This is a genomic window from Microbacterium tenebrionis, assembly GCF_903645325.1.
Taxonomy (GTDB): Bacteria; Actinomycetota; Actinomycetes; order Actinomycetales; family Microbacteriaceae; genus Microbacterium; species Microbacterium tenebrionis.
Genome location: NZ_CAHJXQ010000002.1, coordinates 493267 through 511716, shown reverse-complemented (window position 1 = coordinate 511716; position 18450 = coordinate 493267). Strand labels below are relative to the sequence as shown.

General features: G+C 69.5%; 16 protein-coding genes. 2 read left to right on the top strand and 14 right to left on the bottom strand.

Going from position 1 to position 18450, the window contains the following annotated elements; all coding sequences use genetic code 11:
* Positions 1-175: 175 nt before the first annotated feature.
* The 6 genes from HWX58_RS05800 to HWX58_RS05775 all read right to left on the bottom strand — a co-directional run bounded on the left by HWX58_RS05800 (position 176) and on the right by HWX58_RS05775 (position 5388).
* Positions 176-2311, bottom strand: a complete 2136-nt coding sequence (locus HWX58_RS05800) for a DEAD/DEAH box helicase (protein WP_175986053.1) — start codon at positions 2309-2311, stop codon at positions 176-178.
* Positions 2312-2453: 142 nt separating this feature from the next.
* Positions 2454-3410 carry a bifunctional riboflavin kinase/FAD synthetase gene (locus tag HWX58_RS05795; protein WP_175986052.1) on the bottom strand — a complete coding sequence of 319 codons (957 nt, stop codon included), beginning with the start codon at positions 3408-3410 and terminating at the stop codon, positions 2454-2456.
* A complete protein-coding gene (locus HWX58_RS05790; protein WP_372456247.1) occupies positions 3407-3844 on the bottom strand; it encodes a hypothetical protein in 438 nt (145 codons plus the stop codon). Before HWX58_RS05790 ends, HWX58_RS05795 begins: the two co-directional genes overlap by 4 nt.
* Before the next feature lie 45 nt (positions 3845-3889).
* The gene (locus tag HWX58_RS05785) at positions 3890-4258 is read right to left on the bottom strand and encodes a hypothetical protein (RefSeq protein ID WP_175986051.1); all 369 of its coding nucleotides are present in this window, start codon (positions 4256-4258) and stop codon (positions 3890-3892) included.
* A complete protein-coding gene (gene truB, locus HWX58_RS05780; RefSeq protein ID WP_175986050.1) occupies positions 4255-5148 on the bottom strand; it encodes a tRNA pseudouridine(55) synthase TruB in 894 nt (297 codons plus the stop codon). The genes HWX58_RS05785 and truB overlap by 4 nt, the downstream gene beginning before the upstream one ends.
* A 45-nt stretch (positions 5149-5193) precedes the next feature.
* A complete protein-coding gene (locus HWX58_RS05775; protein WP_175986049.1) occupies positions 5194-5388 on the bottom strand; it encodes a hypothetical protein in 195 nt (64 codons plus the stop codon).
* A gap of 57 nt (positions 5389-5445) precedes the next feature.
* Here HWX58_RS05775 and HWX58_RS05770 point away from each other — a divergent pair, with 57 nt between their 5' ends.
* On the top strand, positions 5446-6345 hold the full coding sequence (locus HWX58_RS05770; RefSeq protein WP_250646115.1) for an iron-sulfur binding domain-containing protein: 900 nt from the start codon (positions 5446-5448) through the stop codon (positions 6343-6345).
* A gap of 2 nt (positions 6346-6347) precedes the next feature.
* On the opposite strand, the gene HWX58_RS05765 is transcribed toward HWX58_RS05770, so the two are convergent.
* The 8 genes from HWX58_RS05765 to HWX58_RS05730 all read right to left on the bottom strand — a co-directional run bounded on the left by HWX58_RS05765 (position 6348) and on the right by HWX58_RS05730 (position 16938).
* Entirely contained in the window at positions 6348-8558 is a 2211-nt protein-coding gene (locus tag HWX58_RS05765) for a helix-turn-helix domain-containing protein (RefSeq protein ID WP_175986048.1), read from the bottom strand.
* Positions 8559-8697: 139 nt separating this feature from the next.
* Positions 8698-9129 carry a 30S ribosome-binding factor RbfA gene (rbfA, locus tag HWX58_RS05760; RefSeq protein ID WP_175986047.1) on the bottom strand — a complete coding sequence of 144 codons (432 nt, stop codon included), beginning with the start codon at positions 9127-9129 and terminating at the stop codon, positions 8698-8700.
* 60 nt (positions 9130-9189) lie between these two features.
* On the bottom strand, positions 9190-11844 hold the full coding sequence (gene infB / locus HWX58_RS05755) for a translation initiation factor IF-2 (RefSeq protein WP_175986046.1): 2655 nt from the start codon (positions 11842-11844) through the stop codon (positions 9190-9192).
* Between the two features lie 94 nt (positions 11845-11938).
* A complete protein-coding gene (locus HWX58_RS05750; protein WP_175986045.1) occupies positions 11939-12211 on the bottom strand; it encodes a YlxR family protein in 273 nt (90 codons plus the stop codon).
* A 40-nt stretch (positions 12212-12251) separates the two neighbouring features.
* Positions 12252-13235, bottom strand: coding sequence for a transcription termination factor NusA (gene nusA, locus HWX58_RS05745; protein WP_175986044.1), 984 nt, complete (start codon positions 13233-13235; stop codon positions 12252-12254).
* An 83-nt stretch (positions 13236-13318) separates the two neighbouring features.
* Positions 13319-14338 carry an LOG family protein gene (locus tag HWX58_RS05740; RefSeq protein WP_175986043.1) on the bottom strand — a complete coding sequence of 340 codons (1020 nt, stop codon included), beginning with the start codon at positions 14336-14338 and terminating at the stop codon, positions 13319-13321.
* 34 nt (positions 14339-14372) lie between these two features.
* Positions 14373-16127, bottom strand: coding sequence for a proline--tRNA ligase (locus tag HWX58_RS05735; protein ID WP_175986042.1), 1755 nt, complete (start codon positions 16125-16127; stop codon positions 14373-14375).
* 40 nt (positions 16128-16167) lie between these two features.
* Positions 16168-16938 (bottom strand): isocitrate lyase/PEP mutase family protein, encoded by a 771-nt coding sequence (locus tag HWX58_RS05730; RefSeq protein ID WP_175986041.1) that lies wholly within the window; start codon positions 16936-16938, stop codon positions 16168-16170.
* Positions 16939-16991: 53 nt separating this feature from the next.
* On the opposite strand from HWX58_RS05730, the gene HWX58_RS05725 reads away from it, so the two are divergent.
* Positions 16992-18413: an RNB domain-containing ribonuclease gene (locus HWX58_RS05725; protein WP_175986040.1), complete on the top strand. Its 1422-nt coding sequence runs from the start codon at positions 16992-16994 to the stop codon at positions 18411-18413.
* Positions 18414-18450 lie beyond the last annotated feature (37 nt).

Sequence of the window (18450 nt, the reverse complement as noted above, 5' to 3'; positions counted from 1 at the left end):
TGCCTGCTCTCGACCCTAGTGGGCATCACAGGCGGATGCCATTCGGAGGGCGTGAGAACACCGGATCTTGCGACCGATTCTGCGGCGAATCCTCAATCCTGCGCAGAAGCCGCACGATCGCACGGAAAACCCCCGCAAGAATCGACATTCTTGCGGGGGTTTCGACAGGGGCGCCTCAGGCGCCCAGCGCCTCGCGCAGCAGGTGCATGAGGGCAGCGAGCTGCACCGACTCGCTCGCCGCCTCGTCGACGGCCTCGCCGTCGAGAGCGCGGGCTGCGAGGCCCTGCTTCTGGTCGATGAGCTCGGCGATCTTCGTGTCGATCGTGTGCGCGGCGATGATCCGCCACGCGGTGACCGGCTCGTCCTGACCGATGCGGTGCACGCGGTCGATCGCCTGCGTCTGCTCGGCCGCGGTCCAGCTGAGCTCCGCGAGCACGACGTTCGACGCCGCCTGCAGGTTGAGTCCGACGCCCGCCGCGGTGAGCGAGCAGACAGCGATGCCGACGCCCTCATCGCCGTTGAAGTCGTCGATCGCCTGCTGGCGAGCAGGAGTCGTCTGGTCGCCGCGGATCGAGACGTACCGGATGCCGGATGCCGCGAAGTGCGCCTCGGCCTGATCCATCACGTCGATGTGCTTGGCGAAGAAGACGACCTTGCCCACCGAGCGCTGCAGCTGCGCCGCGTAGTCGGCGGCGAGCACGGCCTTGGCCTGACCGATCTTGCGCACCATCGTGAAGACGTTGTCTCCTCCGGTGCCCGCGGCCTTGGACTCCTCGAGCTCCCCCGTCGCGACGAGGCGGACGATGTCGTCGTCGATCTCGCCGGCGGCGAGCCCGCGGTCGCCGCGCGCCTCGATGATGCGCCGGTACTTGGCTGCCATCCGCTCCCCCAGCTCGCGCTCCGCCTGGCGGATGCTGCGGCCGAACTCGTCGTCCAGCTGCACGGGGAGGTCGGCGATGAGCTTGTCGGGCAGGTCGGCGGCGACGTCCTTCTTCTTGCGCCGCACGATGCCCATCGAGATCACGGCATCCCGCGCCTCGCCGTAGAACGCCTTGTCAGCGGGAGTGAGGCCGGTGGCGTCCAGCTTCTCCATGAGTTCGTTGCCCGGCTTGTCGCCCGTGGTCCAGCCGAGGAACCGCCAGATCGCGTCGAAGTCCTCGACGTCGTTGATCAGCGGGGTTCCGGTCAGAGCCATCATCAGCGGGTCGCGGGTGCGCTCGCGGATGCGAGAGGCGAGGGCGAGCACGTTCTGCGAGCGCTGCGACGTGAGGTTCTTGATGAAGTGCGCCTCGTCGACGACCATGCCCTTCAGGCCGATCGAGCCCAGCCACGACAGGTGCCGATCGAGGATCTCGTAGTTCACGATGAACACGTCCGCGAACGCGTCGATGTCGACGCCGTCGCCCTGGATGACGGTCGCACGGCGCTGCGGCGTCCACCGCTCCACCTCACGCGCCCAGTTCATCTTGACGACGTTGGGGACGACGACCAGCAGCGGGTACGCGTCGGCGAGGGATGCCGCGAGAACCGACTGGGCGGTCTTGCCCAGGCCCGGCTCGTCGGCGAGCAGGAAGCTGCGGTGACCGGCACGCACCGACTCGAGCAAGCGCGACTGGTGCACCATGACCTCGAGGCCCTTGGGCGAGATGTGGTCGTACTCGGGGACGGGCGGCAGCTCCATGGTCGCCGAAGCTCCGCCGGCGCCGGTCTCGAAGGCCTTGTACAGCGGGCCCATGAGTTCCCAGCCGTCCAAGCGGCGGCGCGGCGCCGTCGTCTGCCGCGGTGTGAGATCCGGTGCGAGGAACGGGTTCGCGAGCTGCCGGGACTCGACCGAGGGCGGTGTCACCTGCTTCTCGGCAAGAGCCGCCGGCACGACCGGTGCCTGCACGGGGGCGATGTCGGCGATGATGAGCTCCTCCGGCGCGAGCTCGGCGCCGGATTCGAGCAGCCAGTCGCGACGCATCCGCTTCGCGACGGGCGAGGTCGCCTGGTCTGCCTCGAGGAGCTGGATGAGCGAGGTGTCGCGGGCCGCCGTCTTGGCGAGGATCGTTGCGACCCCATCGAGCCGCTTGAGCAGCTCGGCGCGTGCGGCATCCGCAAGGGCGTCATCCGCCTTCACCCTGGCGCGCTCCTCGCGCACCAGGAATGCGATCACCTGGAACTTGACCCTGTTGGTCGGGCCGAGCTTGCCGCGCTGGGCCTTGGCCTCGATCTCGCGCACCTTGCGCGCGAGGATCGGGATCAGCGGGGCCTCGTCGTCTCGACGAGATGTCTTCCTGCGCCGCGGCGCGGCGGGTGCCGAAGTCGGCATGCTCCTCCTGAGCGTGAATACCGGGCCGCCGTCGGAGACGGCCCTGCCGTATGGGTCATCCGCGTGTGGCGTGAGCCAGGACCGTGCGGACGTTGTTCTCGCCCTCAGCGGTGCGAGCGCACCGCAACGTCGAGTACGAGAGTCATTCTACGGCATCCGGGCCCAGAATGGCTCGGGCCGCGTCGACGTCCGCCGACATCTGGGCCATCAGCGCATCGATGCCGTCGAATGCGACCATCCCGCGCAACCGCCGCGTGAACTCGATCGTCACGTCGTGACCGTACAGGTCGAGGCCGTCGTGATCGATCACGTGCGCCTCGACCTGGCGGACGACCACGTCGTCGAAGGTGGGGTTCGTGCCCACCGACACGGCCGCGGGGAAGCGCTCACCCGTGGTGTGGTCGTGAAGCCACCCGGCGTACACGCCGTCCGCGGGGACGAAGGCGTCGACGGTCTCGGACAGGTTCGCCGTGGGGAAGCCGAGCTCGCGCCCGCGCTTGAGGCCGTGCACGACCTCGCCGCGCACGTCGACGGGGCGCCCGAGCACGCGCGCCGCCATCGTCACGTCGCCCTGGGCGAGCAGGTCGCGGATCCAGCTCGACGAGACCCGGCGCTCGGAGTCCTCCAGGTACACATCGTCGACGACGTCGACCGTGAAGCCGAAGCGGGGGCCGAGCTCGCACAGCAGGTCCGGAGTACCCGCGCCGCGGTGCCCGAATCGGAAGTCACCGCCGACGAGCACGGTCGACACGTTCAGAGCGCCGACGAGGATCTCCTCGACGAACGCCTCCGGTGCGAGTGATGCGAGCTCCCTGTCGAACGTGAGGAGCAGGGTCGCATCCAGCCCCAGCTCCCCCAGGAGCTCGAGCTTCCGCTCGACGGAGACGACGTTGTCCGGGCAGATCTCCGGACGCAGCAGCGCCAGCGGGTTGCGGTCGAACGTGACCGCGACCGAGCGGGCTCCCGTCGCCGCGGCATCCGCCTTCAGCCGCTCGATCACCGCGCGGTGCCCGGCGTGCACGCCGTCGAACTTGCCGATCGCGACGGCCGAGCGGCCGAAGTCGCCCGGCACGTCGCCGGGCGCCCGGAAGACGATCACGCGACGACCTCGACGCCTGCGGGGCGAACCGCAGGACGATGCGTGCGCAGCCACCAGATGCCGAACATCGGCAGCACCAGGGGGATGAACAGATACCCGCGGCCGAACACCGACCACACGGAGTCGTGCTGGAACAGCTCGGGGTGGGTGAGGCTGAGGGTGCCGACGACGAGGACGCCGACGAGTTCGAAGACGATGGCCACCCAGGCGATGGTGTACCAGCCGCGGCGTCCGGCGAAGACGAGACCCAGCGTCGCGATGATGTACACGACCGCGGCGAGCGCGGAGAGCGAGTACGCCAGCGGCGCCTCGTCGAAACGTCGCACGATCTGCACGAAGCTGCGGCCGGTGGCGGCGAGCGCCATCACGGCGTAGACGATGACGAGAACGCGGCCGATGCCGGTCATCCGAGAGCGGGGCTGGGTGGTGCTCATAGCGCCTTCCATCCTAAGCGCGCACGGCGGCGCCGGATGCCGGGGTCAGGCGACCTGGACCGTCCAGATGACCTCCATGCGCCACAGCATGATGGCGACGGCGAATGCGACGACACCGAGGATCACCGTGCTCCACCTGCTGCGTTCGAGCAGTGCCCAGACGACTCCCCCGACGGGCAGCAGGGCCGCCGAGATCAGGTACACCCAGAACTCCAGCGGGTCTCCGCTCGGCGGATTGCCCGCGAAAGGCGCGATGATCGCCATGACGACCTGGACGATCAGCAGCACCTCGACGAGCGCGAGAGCACCGACCGTGTAGTCGCTCGGGCGCCGGCCGAGGAGCCCCGCGATGACGGCGAAGAGACCGGCGGTGACCGCGATGACGATCTGCAGCGTGGTGAACCACAGGATCACGGCTTCTCCTCCGGCATGTTCATGGCGCTCTTGAGGTCGCGCGCTCGCCGCTCGACGATCCCGACCAGAGCACCGGCGGGGTCGACCGCGGCCGCGTACGGGCCCTCCAGCCGGTCCGCCGCGTCGACGATCCGCTTGCCGTGGCGGAGGTCACGTGCCTCTTCGGCGGTGACGTCGAGCCGCGGCATGACCATCGCCGCGGCCCGGGCTGGCGTGAGCACGGCATCCGGGTCGATGTCGTCGAGTTCGACAGCATCGGTGACGTCGAACGGTCCGATCCTCGTGCGGCGCAGCGCCGTCAGGTGCCCGCCGACCCCGAGCGCGTCGCCCAGATCGCGCGCGAGTGCGCGGATGTACGTGCCGGACGAGCAGTCCACGACGACGTCGAGGTCCATGACGCCCTCTCCACGCCGCTCGGCGAGCACGTCGAAGCGCGAGACGGTGACCTCGCGCGCCGCCAGCTCCACCTCCTCGCCGGCCCGCACGCGATCGTAGGCGCGGCGGCCGTCGACTTTGATCGCTGACACCGAGCTCGGTACCTGGGAGATCTCTCCGGTCAGCGCGGCGATGCCCTCGCGGACGCACTCCGCGGTCACGGCATCCACATCGGCGATGAGCGCTCGGCGCGTGATCTCTCCGTCGGCGTCATCGGTCGAGGTCGCCTGCCCGAGTCGGATGGTGGCGAGGTAGGTCTTGTCGGCGCCGACGATGTACGTCAGCAGCCTGGTGGCACCTTCGATGCCGAGGACGAGGAGTCCGGTGGCCATCGGGTCGAGCGTGCCTGCGTGCCCGATCTTGCGCGTGCCGGCGGCCCGTCGGGTGCGCGCCACGACGTCGTGACTGGTGATGCCCGCAGGCTTGTCGACGAGGAGGATGCCGGGCGCGACCATTCCTCCAGCCTACCGAGGGTCTCGCCAGCGCCGTGCCCGTCGCTGTCAACCGCAGCTCTCGTACGGCGGCTGGTCGAGCGTCGTGACGGTGACCGCGTTCACCTGGTCGCCGCCATCGAACTCGAAGAACACGGTGCTCTCTCCGGATGGCACGCTCAATCCTGGCGCTGCCGTCGCGCAACCGGAGAGCACAAGGACTCCGACGACCATGGTCAGTGCGATGCTGCGTCTGCGAGTCATGAAGGCTCCTTCACTCTCCCCCCGGCGAGTTCCCAGCGCTCCACATAGGCTAACGAGGTGACTGCTCGTTCGACACCCCCTGTGCGCATCGCTGACGAGGTGTCCGGTTGGTACCGATCCTCGGCGCGCGACCTCCCGTGGCGGCGCGACGAATTCCATGACCGCTACGGGGCATGGGGCACGCTCGTGAGCGAGTTCATGCTGCAGCAGACGCCCGTCGCGCGGGTAATTCCGCACCTGGCGGCGTGGCTGGCCCGCTGGCCCGACCCTGCCGCCATGGCCACGGCATCGCCCGCCGACGTCGTGCAGCAGTGGGCGAACCTCGGGTACCCGCGTCGTGCGCTGTGGCTGCACCGCGCCGCGATCGAGATCACAGAACGGCACGGCGGCGACGTTCCCCGCGACGTCGACGCTCTGCTGGCGCTGTCCGGCATCGGGGACTACACCGCGCGGGCCGTCGCGACGTTCTCCTTCGGCGATCGGCATCCGGTCGTCGACACCAACACGCGGCGAGTGATCGCGCGGGCGGTCGAGGGCAGATCGCAGCCGGGAGCCGCTTCGCGTCGCGATCTCCTCGCGATGGCGGAACTGCTGCCGGAGTCCGCAGCCGAGTCCGCCGTTTTCAACGCCGCCATGATGGAGCTGGGGGCTGTCGTCTGCACCGCACGGTCCCCCCGCTGCGATCGCTGCCCCATTCAGGGCACGTGCGCGTGGGTCGCGGCCGGGCGGCCGGACACCGGTGACGCGCGCCCGCGCCAGGCCCGGTACGAGGGATCGGATCGCCAGGCGCGAGGGGCGGTGCTGAAGGCTCTGCGGGATGCCGCGCCCGACGGCGTCGCGCTGGACGCCGTCATCCACGACTGGGTCGATGCACCGCAACGCGATCGTGCGATCCATTCGCTGATCGGCGACGGCCTGGCTGAGGCATCGGACGGGATGCTCCGTCTGCCGCGCTGAGATCAGAAGACGCGTCCGGCCCTGTGCGCCATGACCGCGAGCTCGACCCGGTTGCGGGCGCCGAGCTTGTCGAACAGGTGCCGCACGTGCACCTCGACGGTCCGAACCGAGACATCGAGCGCCGTCGCGATCTCGCGGTTCTCAGAGCCGGCGGCCACGCGCATCGCGACCTCGAGCTCACGCTGCGTCAGCAGCGTCTCCCACGCCGCCCTTCCCGCCGCCAGCGCGTCGTCGTCGCGGATCACCGCGATCGGGTCTGTCATCGGGTCGCTCATCGCGTCCTGCGTCGTGCGCACACCGGCGATCCGAGCATCCATCGCATCCTTCCACGCGTGCGCTCCCGCATCCTCGAACAGTCTGCGCGCGGCGCGCAGATGGCGACGGCCGCCCGGCAGATCGCCGTGCACCAGCGACGTCGATCCCAGGAGCGCCTCAACCCTGCCGCGCTCGAACGATGACGTGAGCGTTCTACCGGCTTCGGCGATCTCGCGGTGCTCGTGCCGCCACGACGATTCGGTCAGACCGCGGATGCGCTGAAGCAGCGACCGGGCGGCGCTCGCATCGGGCGGTTCGACCCGCTCCCGATCGACGAACGGCCCGACCTCTTCCAGTCCGGCCAGCGCGAGCGGGGGTTCCGGCGCTCCGCGGTCACGCCACAGCGCGATGTCCGTCGCGGCCTGCTCGGATTCTCCGAGGAGATACGCGCTCAGCCCGCTGTCGACGAGCGTGTCGATGCGGATGCCGTCGGGCAGCGTCGCGGAGATCGCCCGGGCGACGGGACCGGATGCGCCGTCGATCGCGATGTCGATACGCCGAGCGAGCACGGCCCCGAGCCCGGCGAACGGGATGCCGACCGGAAGGCGCAGCGCGGCAGCGGCGAGGCATGCCCGAGCATCTTCGATGTCACCACTCCAGAAACGCAGCAGCGCCTCCGTCACGGCGAGATAGGCGCCTGTCAGCGGGCTGCGCTCGAAGCCCGGGATCAGCGGATCGTCCTCCGGTACGGACAGGGCGCTCCGCGCGAGGCCCTGCCGCCCCTCGACGACGTCCCCGTCCATGGCGGAGCGCAGGGCATCGAGCAGCGCACCGGAGAACGTCCCGCTGGCCTCGATCGGGTCGGCATCGGCTTCGCCGGTCAGCATCCAGCACAGGGCGACGGCCGGATCGCGCACCTCCCCGCCCGCGCCTGCCGTCGTGTCGGCCTCACGTGCTTCGGCGAGCCAGGAGCGCATGGCAGAGGTCGCTCCGCGTTCGGCGCACAAAACGGCGGCGAGGCCTGTCGTGCGCGCCCAGGCCCGCCACAGCCGTGGATCCCCCGCACGCGGAGGCCGCGCCTCGGTGTCGAGGGTCGGGATCGTGCCGCGCCCGCAGGTCTGTGCGATCAGCAGGGCCGTCAACGATCCCGCGCGCACGGCGTGGTTCGAACTCGACGCGAGATCGGCGAGCAGGTCGTTCGCGTCGTCGAAGCAGCCCGCCGACGCCGCTGTCGTGCCAGCGATCAGGTGCGCGTGCTCACGCCATAGCGGCGCCGCGTGCTCCGACGCCTCGATCGCGAAGGCGAAGGCGCGATCCGTCTCCCCACGATCCCGCAGCTCACCGGCGGCATTCGTCAACGGCGATGCGATCTCCGGGCGGCGTTCGACCGCACCGCGTGCCGCATGCCAGGCGGCGATCGCCTCGTCACCGCGCACACGGTGGGCGCGTTCCAGTTTCCGGTGCGCGCACGCTGTCTCCTGCGGCGTCGCGGCGTGCTGCAGCCAGATCGCTGTTCGCCGTCGCGTCAGCGCGAACCGGCCGTTGGAGGCGCGCAGGTGTTCGGCGATGCCGGGCCTGAGCAGGTCCTCCGCGGAACGCGAGGCGGCGATGAGCAGTGGCTCGAGATCGTCGTCGATGCTGAGAGCGGCAGTCAGGAGCGTGAGCCGGTCCTCGTCGCCCGGGTCGATACCGACGCTGAGCGCCTCGACCGACGGCACCAGAGGCAGCAGCGTCGGGAGCATCCTCTGCCCGGAGCGCTGCGCTGCCGTCAGCGCCGCCGCGACCTCGTGGACCGCCGCCCTGTCGCCGTCCAGCTCGTGAAACAACCGAGCGACGATATGCGGCGCGGTCGGGAGCCCCGACGAGTTCAGTTCGGCGGCGATGTCCGACACCGTCGCGTGCTCGTCGGCGAGCTGCGGCTGCTGCTGCCGCAGGCCCTCCTGCCACGTCGTCGTCACCGGATCGATTCCCCCGACATCCTGATCGCGTATGGTCGGCGTCGCCGACAATGCGGGTCAGGCTATCAACGGGAGGACCGCCCTACCAGGGCAGAAGTCCCCATCCGGGCTCAGCCGGAGGGCCATCGATTCTCGCGATTCAGTCCTCGTCGGGGGCGTCCGCGCGCAGGTACGGGTCGGCGTCGCCGGCGTGCTTGGCCGATGACGCGAGCTTCGCGACTTCGGCATCTCGCTCCTGCGCCTGGCGCAGCAGAGCCGTGATGTTGTCGGCGTTCTCGGGCAGCGCGTCGGGGATGAACTCCAGCGTCGGCACGAGACGGGTGCTGAGCTGTCGCCCGACCTCGCTGCGGAGCATCCCTGTCGCAGACGCCAGGGCGGCACCGCTCGCGATGCGCTCCTCCTCCGTGCCGAGCACGGTGTAGAAGACGGAGGCGTGCTGGAGGTCGCCGGACACGCGCACGTCGGTGATCGTGACGAACCCGAGGCGCGGGTCGCGCAGCCCCTTCTCCAGGCGCTCGGCCAGGATGACGCGGATGCGGTCCGCCAGACGGGCCTGTCGTTCTCCAGCCATTTCCTTCTCCTTTGTGACGAATGAGGGGCGCCCGCAGGCGCCCCTCACGAATCGATCGGATCAGCCGCGCGGCTTCTCCACCATCTCGGTCGTCTCGATCTCGTCGCCGACCTGGATGTCGTTGTACTTGCCGAGGCCGATACCCGCCTCGAAGTCCGTGCGGACCTCGGTGACGTCATCCTTGAACCGGCGCAGCGACTCGATGGCCAGGCCATCGGCGAGGACGACGCCGTCGCGGATGACGCGGGCCTTCGCGTTGCGCGTGATCGTTCCGGAGCGGACGATGACACCGGCGATGTTGCCGAACTTCGAGGAGCGGAACACCTCGCGGATCTCGGCGACGCCCGACTGGACCTCTTCGAACTCCGGCTTGAGCATGCCCTTGAGGGAGTTCTCGATCTCGTCGATGGCCGCGTAGATGACCGAGTAGAACCGCACGTCCACGCCCTCGCGGGCCGCGGCCTCACGGGCCTTGGTGTCGGGGCGGACGTTGAAGCCCACGATGATCGCGTTGTCGATCGTCGCCAGGTTCACATCGGACTCGGTGATCGCACCCACGCCGCGGTGAATGATGCGCAGCTGCACGGAGTCGTCGACCTCGATCTTCAGGAGCGACTCCTCCAGCGCCTCGACGGCACCGGAAACGTCGCCCTTGATGATGAGGTTGAGCGTCTCGACCTTGCCCTCTTCGAGAGCACGGGTGAAGTCTTCGAGCGAGATGCGCTTGCGGGCCTTGGCCAGCAGGGCGTTGCGCTCGACGGCTTCACGCTTCTCGGCGATCTGACGCGCCATGCGGTCTTCCTCGGTGACGATGAAGACGTCGCCGGCACGCGGCACGGAGTTCAGACCCTGCACCTGCACCGGACGCGAGGGCGCTGCCTCTTCGACGGCGTCGCCGTTCTCGTCGAGCATCGCACGGACGCGTCCGTAGGCGGTGCCCGCGACGATCGGGTCGCCGACGCGCAGCGTCCCGGACTGGATGAGCACCGTGGCGACCGAACCGCGGCCCTTGTCGAGCTTCGCTTCGATGGCCACACCGCGCGCCGCCTTGTTCGGGTTGGCCGTGAGGTCGAGCCCGGCGTCGGCGGTCAGCAGGACGGCGTCCAGCAGCTCCTGGATGCCGGTGCCCTGGCGTGCCGAGACGTCGACGAACATGACATCCCCGCCGTACTCTTCGGCGACCAGACCGTACTCGGTGAGCTGCTGGCGCACCTTGGCCGGGTTGGCGTCGGGCTTGTCGACCTTGTTCACCGCGACGACGATCGGCACGTTCGCGGCCTGGGCGTGGTTGAGCGCCTCGACCGTCTGCGGCATGATGCCGTCGTCGGCCGCGACCACGAGGATGGCGAGGTCGGTGACCTGCGCACCACGGGCACGCATGGCGGTGAACGCCTCGTGACCCGGGGTGTCGATGAACGTGATCGCGCGCTCGATGCCCTCGTGCTCGGTCCACACCTGGTAGGCACCGATGTGCTGCGTGATGCCGCCGGCCTCGCCCTCGATGACGTTGGTCTGACGGATCGCGTCGAGCAGTCGCGTCTTACCGTGGTCGACATGGCCCATGACGGTGACCACCGGAGGACGGATCTCGAGGTCGTCCTCGCTCTCCTCCGCCAACTCCTTCTCGAGGTCGAGACCGAAGCCCTCGAGGAGCTCCTTGTCCTCGTCCTCGGGCGAGACCATCTGGATCTTGTAGCCGAGCTCCTCGCCGAGAACCTCGAAGGTCGCCTCGTCCAGCGACTCGGTGGCCGTGGCCATCTCGCCGAGGTTGAAGAGGATCGTGACGAGGGTTCCCGGCTGGACCGTGTACCCGGTCAGCGTCTCGATCTTGTCAGCGAAATCGGCGATCGAGGCGCCGCGGCGCATGCGGATGGTCTCCCCGTTGCCGCGGGTGACGTTGACGCCACCGACGACGGGTGCATCCCGCATCTCGAACTCTTGCCGCTTAGCCCTGCGCGACTTGCGCTGCTTGGACTTGCCGCCTCCCTTTCCGAAGGCGCCGGCGGTACCACCGCCGGGTCCACGGCCGCGGCCACCGCCGCCACCGGGACGACCGGCGAAGCCGCCGCCCGGACGTGCGCCGGGACCACCGGCACCGGGACCGCCGCCCGGACGACCGGGGCCGCCGGAACGCTGCTGGAACGGAGCACCGGGACGACCGCCCTGACCGCCGCGAGGCGCGCCGGGACGCGGGGAACCGGGACGCGGAGCGCCCGGACGGGGCGCTCCGGGGCGCGGAGCCTGCGGACGCGGGATGTTGCCCGGAGTCGGACGCTGGCCCATGCCCTGCGAGGACGCGAACGGGTTGTTGCCGGGACGAGGCGCACCCGGCTTCGGGGCGCTCTTGTCGGCCGAGGGAGCGGGAGCCGCAGGTGCGGGCGTCTCCGCAGCGGGTGCTGCGGGCGCCTCAGCGGCGGGCTTCTCCTCGGCGGTCGGCTTCGGACCGGGTTTGGGTCCGGGGGTCGGCGCCTTGGGTCCGGGCTTGGCGGTCGGCTGCGAAGCCGCTGCGGGCTTCGCCGCCGGCTTCTCGTCGACCTTGGGCTTGATCGCCCCGTCCGCCTCGATGGCGGCACGGAGCTTGCGAGCCACCGGCGGCTCGATCGTCGAGGACGGGCTCTTGACGAACTCGCCGAGCTCCTTCAGCTTTGCAAGTGCGACCTTGCTGTCGACGCCGAGTTCAGCGGCGATCTCATGTACGCGTGGTTTACCAGCCACAATTCTCCTGTCTGGGTCGGTCTGCCCAGACAGGGCAGACCACTAGTCGCGGACGGGTCTCATTTCGAGCCGTTCACTTTGTTTCCATAGCCGTTCAGCCTTTGTTTCTCTGGCGATGCTTTTCGATGGTCTGCGAGAGGGCGGCCTCGGGGAACCCGATGGATGCCGACACGCGTAGTGCACGGGCGAAAGCCCGGCGCCTCACGGCGCCATCCAGGCATTCCTGCGTCGGATGCACCCACGCGCCCCTCCCCGGCATCGCAGCGCGCTCATCGAAGATGAGGACGTCCTGGGAGGCCACCACTCTGAGAAGAGCGGATCGGGAAGCACGCATGCGACAACCGACGCATGTCCGTACGGGTTCCATCTTACACCGCGAGGCTGAGGGACGACTCCGCGACGCGGAGTCAGTCCAGGATGCTGTCGGGCTGGATGTCGATCTTCGCGCCGGTCAGCTTCGCGGCCAGACGGGCGTTCTGCCCCTCCTTGCCGATGGCGAGCGAGAGCTGGTAGTCGGGCACCAGTGCACGGACGGCCTTGGTGCCGGCATCCAGCACGAACGAGCTCGTCACCTTCGCCGGCGACAGGGCGTGCGCCACGAACGTCGCGAGATCGGCGTCGTGGTCGACGATGTCGATCTTCTCGCCGGCGAGCTCCTCGGTGACGGCGCGGACGCGCCGGCCGAGCTCGCCGATGCAGGCGCCCTTGGCGTTGATGGACGGATCGTTCGCTTTCACGGCGATCTTCGTGCGGTGCCCTGCCTCGCGGGCGAGCGAGACGATCTCGACGAGCCCGGCGGCGATCTCCGGCACCTCGAGTGCGAACAGCTTGCGCACGAGGCCCGGGTGGGTGCGCGAGACGGTGATCTGCGGGCCCTTCAAGCCCTTCGCGACGCTGGTCACGTACACGCGCAGTCGGGAACCGTGGGCGTACTCCTCGCCGGGGACCTGCTCCTCCGGCGGCAGGATCGCCTCGACGCTGCCGAGGTCGACGTGGATCATCCGCGGGTTGGGGCCCTGCTGGATGACGCCGGCGACGATGTCGCCCTCCTTGCCGCGGAACTCCCCCAGCACGGCATCATCAGCGATCTCGCGCAGCCGCTGACTGATGACCTGCTTGGCGGCGAACGCGGCGATGCGGCCGAAGTCGTCGGGGGTGGCATCCTCTTCGCCGATCACGGCGCCCTCGTCGTCGGTGACGGGCTGGAGGACCGCGACGTGGCCCGTCTTGGTGTCGAGGTCCACACGGACGCCGGCCGGAATCGCGCCGTCAGGCGAGACGTGCTTGCCGTAGGCGGTCAGGATGGCCTGCTGGATGATGTGGACGAGTTCGTCGAAGGGGATGCCCTTCTCCTTCTCGATCCCTCGCAGCAATCCGAGTTCAATGTCCATGACGGCCTCCGTATTCAGCTCTTCGCCGCGGCATCCTGCACGCGCGGCATCCGTACTACGATACCCGCTCCGCGCAGGGGCTGTCAGTCGACGGCCGACCCCAGAGCGTTGATCGCGTCGATGAGGCGATACAGGCCCCCGACCTCGCGCTGCCCGAGGTGGAGTGCGAGGCGAGGGAGGTCGACGACGTCGCCGTCGGAGACCTCGACCGGCTGCGCGTCGACGCGTTCGATGCGGCCTCGCGCCAGGATCGAGGCGAACTGCTCGTTGAGATCGTCGATCTCGGCGTCCTCGGGCCGATGCTTCAGTCGGAGCACGAGCAGGTCGCCGACCCAGCGGAGCGAATGGTAGTTGCGCCAGAAGCCGGTGATCTCGGCGACGGCCTCCTCTGCGGAATCGGTCACGAGCACGCGGTCGAAGTCGCCCGGCGAGATGACTCCGGCGGGGATCAGCGCCTCGGTCACGAAGCGCTCGAGCGAGCGCCAGAAGGTTCCGCCCGGCTCGTCGAGGAGAACGATCGGCACGGGCTCCGCCTTGCCGGTCTGCTGCAGCGTCAGAAGCTCGAACATCTCGTCCAGGGTGCCGAAGCCGCCGGGCAGGCAGATGAAGCCGGTGGACTCCTTGACGAGCATGAGCTTGCGCGTGAAGAAGTACTTCATCTCGACCGAGTGCGTCTCGTCGGCGATGACGGCGCTGGGCTTCTCCTCGAACGGCAGGCTGATCGAGACGCCGAGCGCCATCTTCTCCCCCGCGCCTTCGGCCGCGGCCTGCATGATTCCGGGGCCGGCGCCGGTCACGACCATCCACCCGCGGCGGGCGAGCTCCTCGGCGACGGAACGCGCCTGGCCGTACAGCGGATCGTCCTGCTTCGTGCGCGCTGATCCGAAGACGGTGACCTTGGGGACGTCGGCGAACGGCTGGAACAGCCGGAACGCGTCGCGCATCTCGGCCAGCGCCGCGGAGGCGATCTTCAGGTTCAGCCGGTCGGTGCCGTCCTGCCCGAGCCGGATGCCGGTCTCGAGGATGCGGGAGATCAGGGTGCGGTTGGCGGTCACGCCCGCCTCGTCCATCAGTGCGTCGATCCGGGTGCGCAGCTCGTCCATGCCTCTACTCTCGCATGCCGGCCGGCCGAACAGGTCAGCCGCGCAGGCGCTCCAGTGCCGCGTCGAGAGACAATGCCTCGCGCTCACCTGTGCGGCGATCCCAGAGCTCGACCTGGCCATCGGCGGCGCCACGGCCGACGACGAGGACGTGCGGCACGCCGACGAGCTCGGCGTCGCCGAACTTCACCCCGGGCGACACCTTGGGTCGGTCGTCGTAGAGCACGTCGAGACCGGCGGCCTCGAGATCGGCCGCGGCCTTCTCGGCGACCTCGAACGCGATCTGGTCGCGCCCTGCTGCGACGACGTGCACGTCGAACGGCGCGACGGATGCCGGCCAGATGAGGCCCTTGTCGTCGTTGTTCAGCTCGGCGATGATCGCGAGGATGCGGGTGACGCCGATGCCGTACGAGCCCATCGTCACGGTGACGAGCTTGCCGTTCTCGTCGAGGACCTTGAGCCCGAGCGCCTCGGCGTACTTGCGGCCCAGCTGGAAGACATGCCCGATCTCCATACCGCGCGCGAGCGACACGGGGCCGGAGCCGTCCGGAGCGGGGTCGCCGTCGCGCACGTTCGCGATCTCGACGATGCCGTCGGCTTCGAAGTCGCGGCCGGCGATCACCGAGTACGCGTGCTTCTGATCGATGTTCGCCCCGGTGATCCAGCTCGTCCCTTCGGAGACGCGCGGGTCGACGAGGTAGCGGATGCCGGTGGCGGATTCCTCGCCGAGCACGGCCCCGGTCGGCGACCACGGGCCGATGTAGCCCTTGACGAGCAGCGGGTTGGCCTCGAAGTCCTCGGGAGTCGCGGTCTCCACCTCGGCCGGCGCGAACGCGACCTCTGCGCGCTTGGGGTCGACCTCGCGGTCGCCGGGGATGCCGACGACGACGAGCTCGCGCGTGCCGTCCAGGTGGCGCAGGGCCAGCACGACGTTCTTCAGCGTGTCGGCTGCCGTGACCTCGCGGTCGAGCACGGCGTTCGAGTGCGCGACGAGCGTCTCGATCGTGGGCGTGTCCGGGGAGTCGAAGATCGTCGCCTCGGGCGCGTCGTCGAACGCGACGGCATCCGGGACCGCAGTCGTGAACGCCTCGACGTTCGCCGCATATCCGCCCTCGCTGCGGACGAACGTGTCCTCGCCCACCGGGGTCGGGTGCAGGAACTCCTCCGAGCGGGAACCGCCCATGGCACCGGCATCCGCCTGCACGATCGCGTACTCGAGTCCCAGGCGCTGGAAGATGCGCTCGTAGGCGTCGCGCTGGGCCATGTAGCTGGCGTCCAGGCCGGCATCCGAAGCGTCGAACGAATAGGCGTCCTTCATCGTGAACTCGCGGCCGCGCAGGAGTCCGGCGCGGGGGCGCGCCTCGTCGCGGTACTTGTCCTGGATCTGGAAGATCGTCAGCGGCAGGTCCTTGTACGACGAGTACAGGTCCTTCACGAGCAGCGTGAACGCCTCTTCGTGCGTGGGGGCGAGCAGGTAGTCGCCGCCCTTGCGGTCCTGGAGGCGGAACAGCAGATCGCCGTACTCGTCCCAGCGCCCCGTCGCCGCGTACGCCTCGCGCGGCATGAGCGCAGGGAAGTGCACCTCCTGCGCGCCTGCGGCGGCCATCTCCTCGCGGATCACCGTCTCGATCTTCGCCTTGACCTTCAAGCCCAGCGGCAGCCAGGCGAAGATGCCGGCGGCCTGCGGCCGGATGTAGCCGGCGCGGATCAGCAGCTTGTGGCTCGCGACCTCGGCACCGGCCGGGTCTTCGCGGAGCGTACGGAGGAAGAAGTTCGAAAGACGTGTGACCACGCGTCAAGTCTAGTGACGCGTGGTCACACGAACCGCACGGTCAGTTCAGTGCGCGCGTGCCCTCGGGGATCACCCCGTCGGCGTACAGGCTCTTCGCGACGTCCTGCACCGCAGTGAGGCCGACACGCTGAATCATCGGACCGTAGGAGATCCGGGCAACGCCGAGGGCTTCGTACTCGGCGGCTGTGAGCGCACCGGGCAGGCCGATGACGCTGATCTTGCCGCGGCCGATCCCGTCGACCAGCTGCGACGTGACGTCGGCGTTCAGGATGCCGGGGACGAACACGCACGTCGCGCCGGCGTCGAGGAAGGCACGGCCGCGCTCGATGGCGTCCATGATGCTCTCCTCGAGAGGGCGGTCGCCGCCCCGGACGAACGCATCGGTGCGGGCGTTGAGGGCGAATGGGACGCCCTCGGCCTCGCCGGCCTTCACGATCGCCTCGACGACGGCCACGGATTCGGTGAGGGGCTTGAGGCGGTCCTCGACGTTGGCGCCGACGATTCCGGCGCCGATCGCGAGGCGCGTGGTCTCGCCGGCGTCCCCGTACGCGTCGTCGAGGTCGGCGCTGACCGGAAGGTCGGTGGATGCCGCGATGCGGCCGACCATGTCGATCATGATCTCGCGCGGGATCTGACCGTCGGCGTAGCCGAAGGTCGCGGCGATCGAGTGCCCCGCGGTGGCGATGGCAGTCGTCTCGGGAAGCGCGGCAACGGCCTGGGCTGAGACGACGTCCCAGATGTTGACGACCCGGAGGATCTCGGGTGCCTCGTAGAGCGAACGGAGCGTACTTGCCTTCTCTGCAGCGGTCATGGTCTCACGCTAACGCCCATCGCGGACGTCAGGGGCGGAAGTAGGGTGATTCCATGCCTCAGCGTCGATCACATGTCGCCCCGTCCGCCGCGCAGAGCGAGCTCGCCGAGGCGCTGGTCGCGCTCAGATCCTCACTGGACGCGCCGACGGAGTTCTCGCCGGAGGCGGTCGCCGAGGCATCCGCCGTCACTCCCCCTGCGCCGGAGCTCGACCTGCGCGACGTCGAATTCGTGACTCTGGACCCGGAAGGGTCGAAGGACCTCGACCAGGCCTTCCACCTCGCCCGTGACGGGTCGGGCTTCGCGGTACGCTACGCGATCGCCGATGTGCCCGCGTTCGTGGAACCCGGCGGCGCCCTGGATGCCGCTGCCCGTGAGCGCGGACAGACCCTGTACGCGGCGGACGGGCGGATTCCGCTGCATCCTGCGCAGCTCAGTGAGGACCGCGCATCACTGCTGCCAGACGTCGACCGACCGGCGCTGGTGTGGACTTTCGCCCTCTCGTCGTCGGGCGAGATCACGGAGTTCCGGCTCGAGCGCGCGCTGATCCGTTCACGGGCGCAGCTCGACTACGTGAGCACGCAGAAGAGTCTGGATGCGGGTGAGGAATCACCCGCCGCCCTGCTGCCCGTGATCGGAGCGCTGCGCCTGCAGCAGGAGGCGGCACGCGGAGGGGCGAGCCTGAACATGCCCGACGAGGAGGTCGTGCAGCTTCCGGACGGCACGTACTCGATCGAGCGGCGCAGCCCCCTGCCGGTCGAGGAGTGGAACGCACAGCTGTCGCTCATGACCGGGATGGCCGCAGCATCACTCATGGTCGATGCGAAGGTGGGCGTGCTGCGGACGATGTCCGAACCGGATGCTGCGGCGTTCGACGCGTTCCGCCGGCAGACTGAGGCGCTCGGGCGGCCCTGGACGTCGGGGAACTACGGCGAGTATCTGCGTTCGCTGGACCGGGCGGACCCGCTGACTCTGCCCGTGCTGCAGGCCGCGGCATCGTTGTTCCGCGGCGCGGGGTACGTCACGTTCGACGGCAGTGTTCCCGCCGACATCGAGCAGGCGGCGATCGCCGCACCGTACGCGCATGCCACCGCTCCGCTGCGGCGTCTGGTCGATCGGTGGTCTCTGGCCATCTGCCTCGGCCTCTCGGACGGCTCCGGCGCCCCGGCGTGGGCCAGGGAGTCGCTGGCGGAGCTGCCTGACCTCATGCAGGCCTCGAGCCAGCGGGCGTCGTGGCTCAACGCCGAGACCATCAATCGTGTGGAGGCCGCGCTGCTGCAGCCGCTCGTCGGACAGACGGTCGAGGCGACGGTGATCGAGATCCGAAACGGCGGAGAGCGCGCCGGAATCCAGATCGCGGAGCCCGCCGTCACGGCATCCGCGCCCGTGCCTGCGGGGACGAGGCCCGGCGACTCCGTGACGCTCCGCGTGGAGCAGGCCGATATCGCCAAGGGCGAGGTGGAGTTCGCGCTGTGAGCGGATGGGTCCGCCTCGCGCCCTCCCAGCAGGCTTG

Bases quoted from the DNA above. Each gene is read 5' to 3' on its own strand.
- HWX58_RS05730 (WP_175986041.1), bottom strand. From the start codon at position 16,938: ATGACCGCTGCAGAGAAGGCAAGTACGCTCCGTTCGCTCTACGAGGCA.
- HWX58_RS05790 (WP_372456247.1), bottom strand. From the start codon at position 3,844: ATGAGCACCACCCAGCCCCGCTCTCGGATGACCGGCATCGGCCGCGTT.
- HWX58_RS05775 (WP_175986049.1), bottom strand. From the start codon at position 5,388: ATGACTCGCAGACGCAGCATCGCACTGACCATGGTCGTCGGAGTCCTT.
- nusA (WP_175986044.1), bottom strand. From the start codon at position 13,235: ATGGACATTGAACTCGGATTGCTGCGAGGGATCGAGAAGGAGAAGGGC.
- HWX58_RS05800 (WP_175986053.1), bottom strand. From the start codon at position 2,311: ATGCCGACTTCGGCACCCGCCGCGCCGCGGCGCAGGAAGACATCTCGT.
- HWX58_RS05725 (WP_175986040.1), top strand. From the start codon at position 16,992: ATGCCTCAGCGTCGATCACATGTCGCCCCGTCCGCCGCGCAGAGCGAG.
- truB (WP_175986050.1), bottom strand. From the start codon at position 5,148: ATGGTCGCGCCCGGCATCCTCCTCGTCGACAAGCCTGCGGGCATCACC.
- HWX58_RS05750 (WP_175986045.1), bottom strand. From the start codon at position 12,211: ATGGAACCCGTACGGACATGCGTCGGTTGTCGCATGCGTGCTTCCCGA.
- rbfA (WP_175986047.1), bottom strand. From the start codon at position 9,129: ATGGCTGGAGAACGACAGGCCCGTCTGGCGGACCGCATCCGCGTCATC.
- HWX58_RS05740 (WP_175986043.1), bottom strand. From the start codon at position 14,338: ATGGACGAGCTGCGCACCCGGATCGACGCACTGATGGACGAGGCGGGC.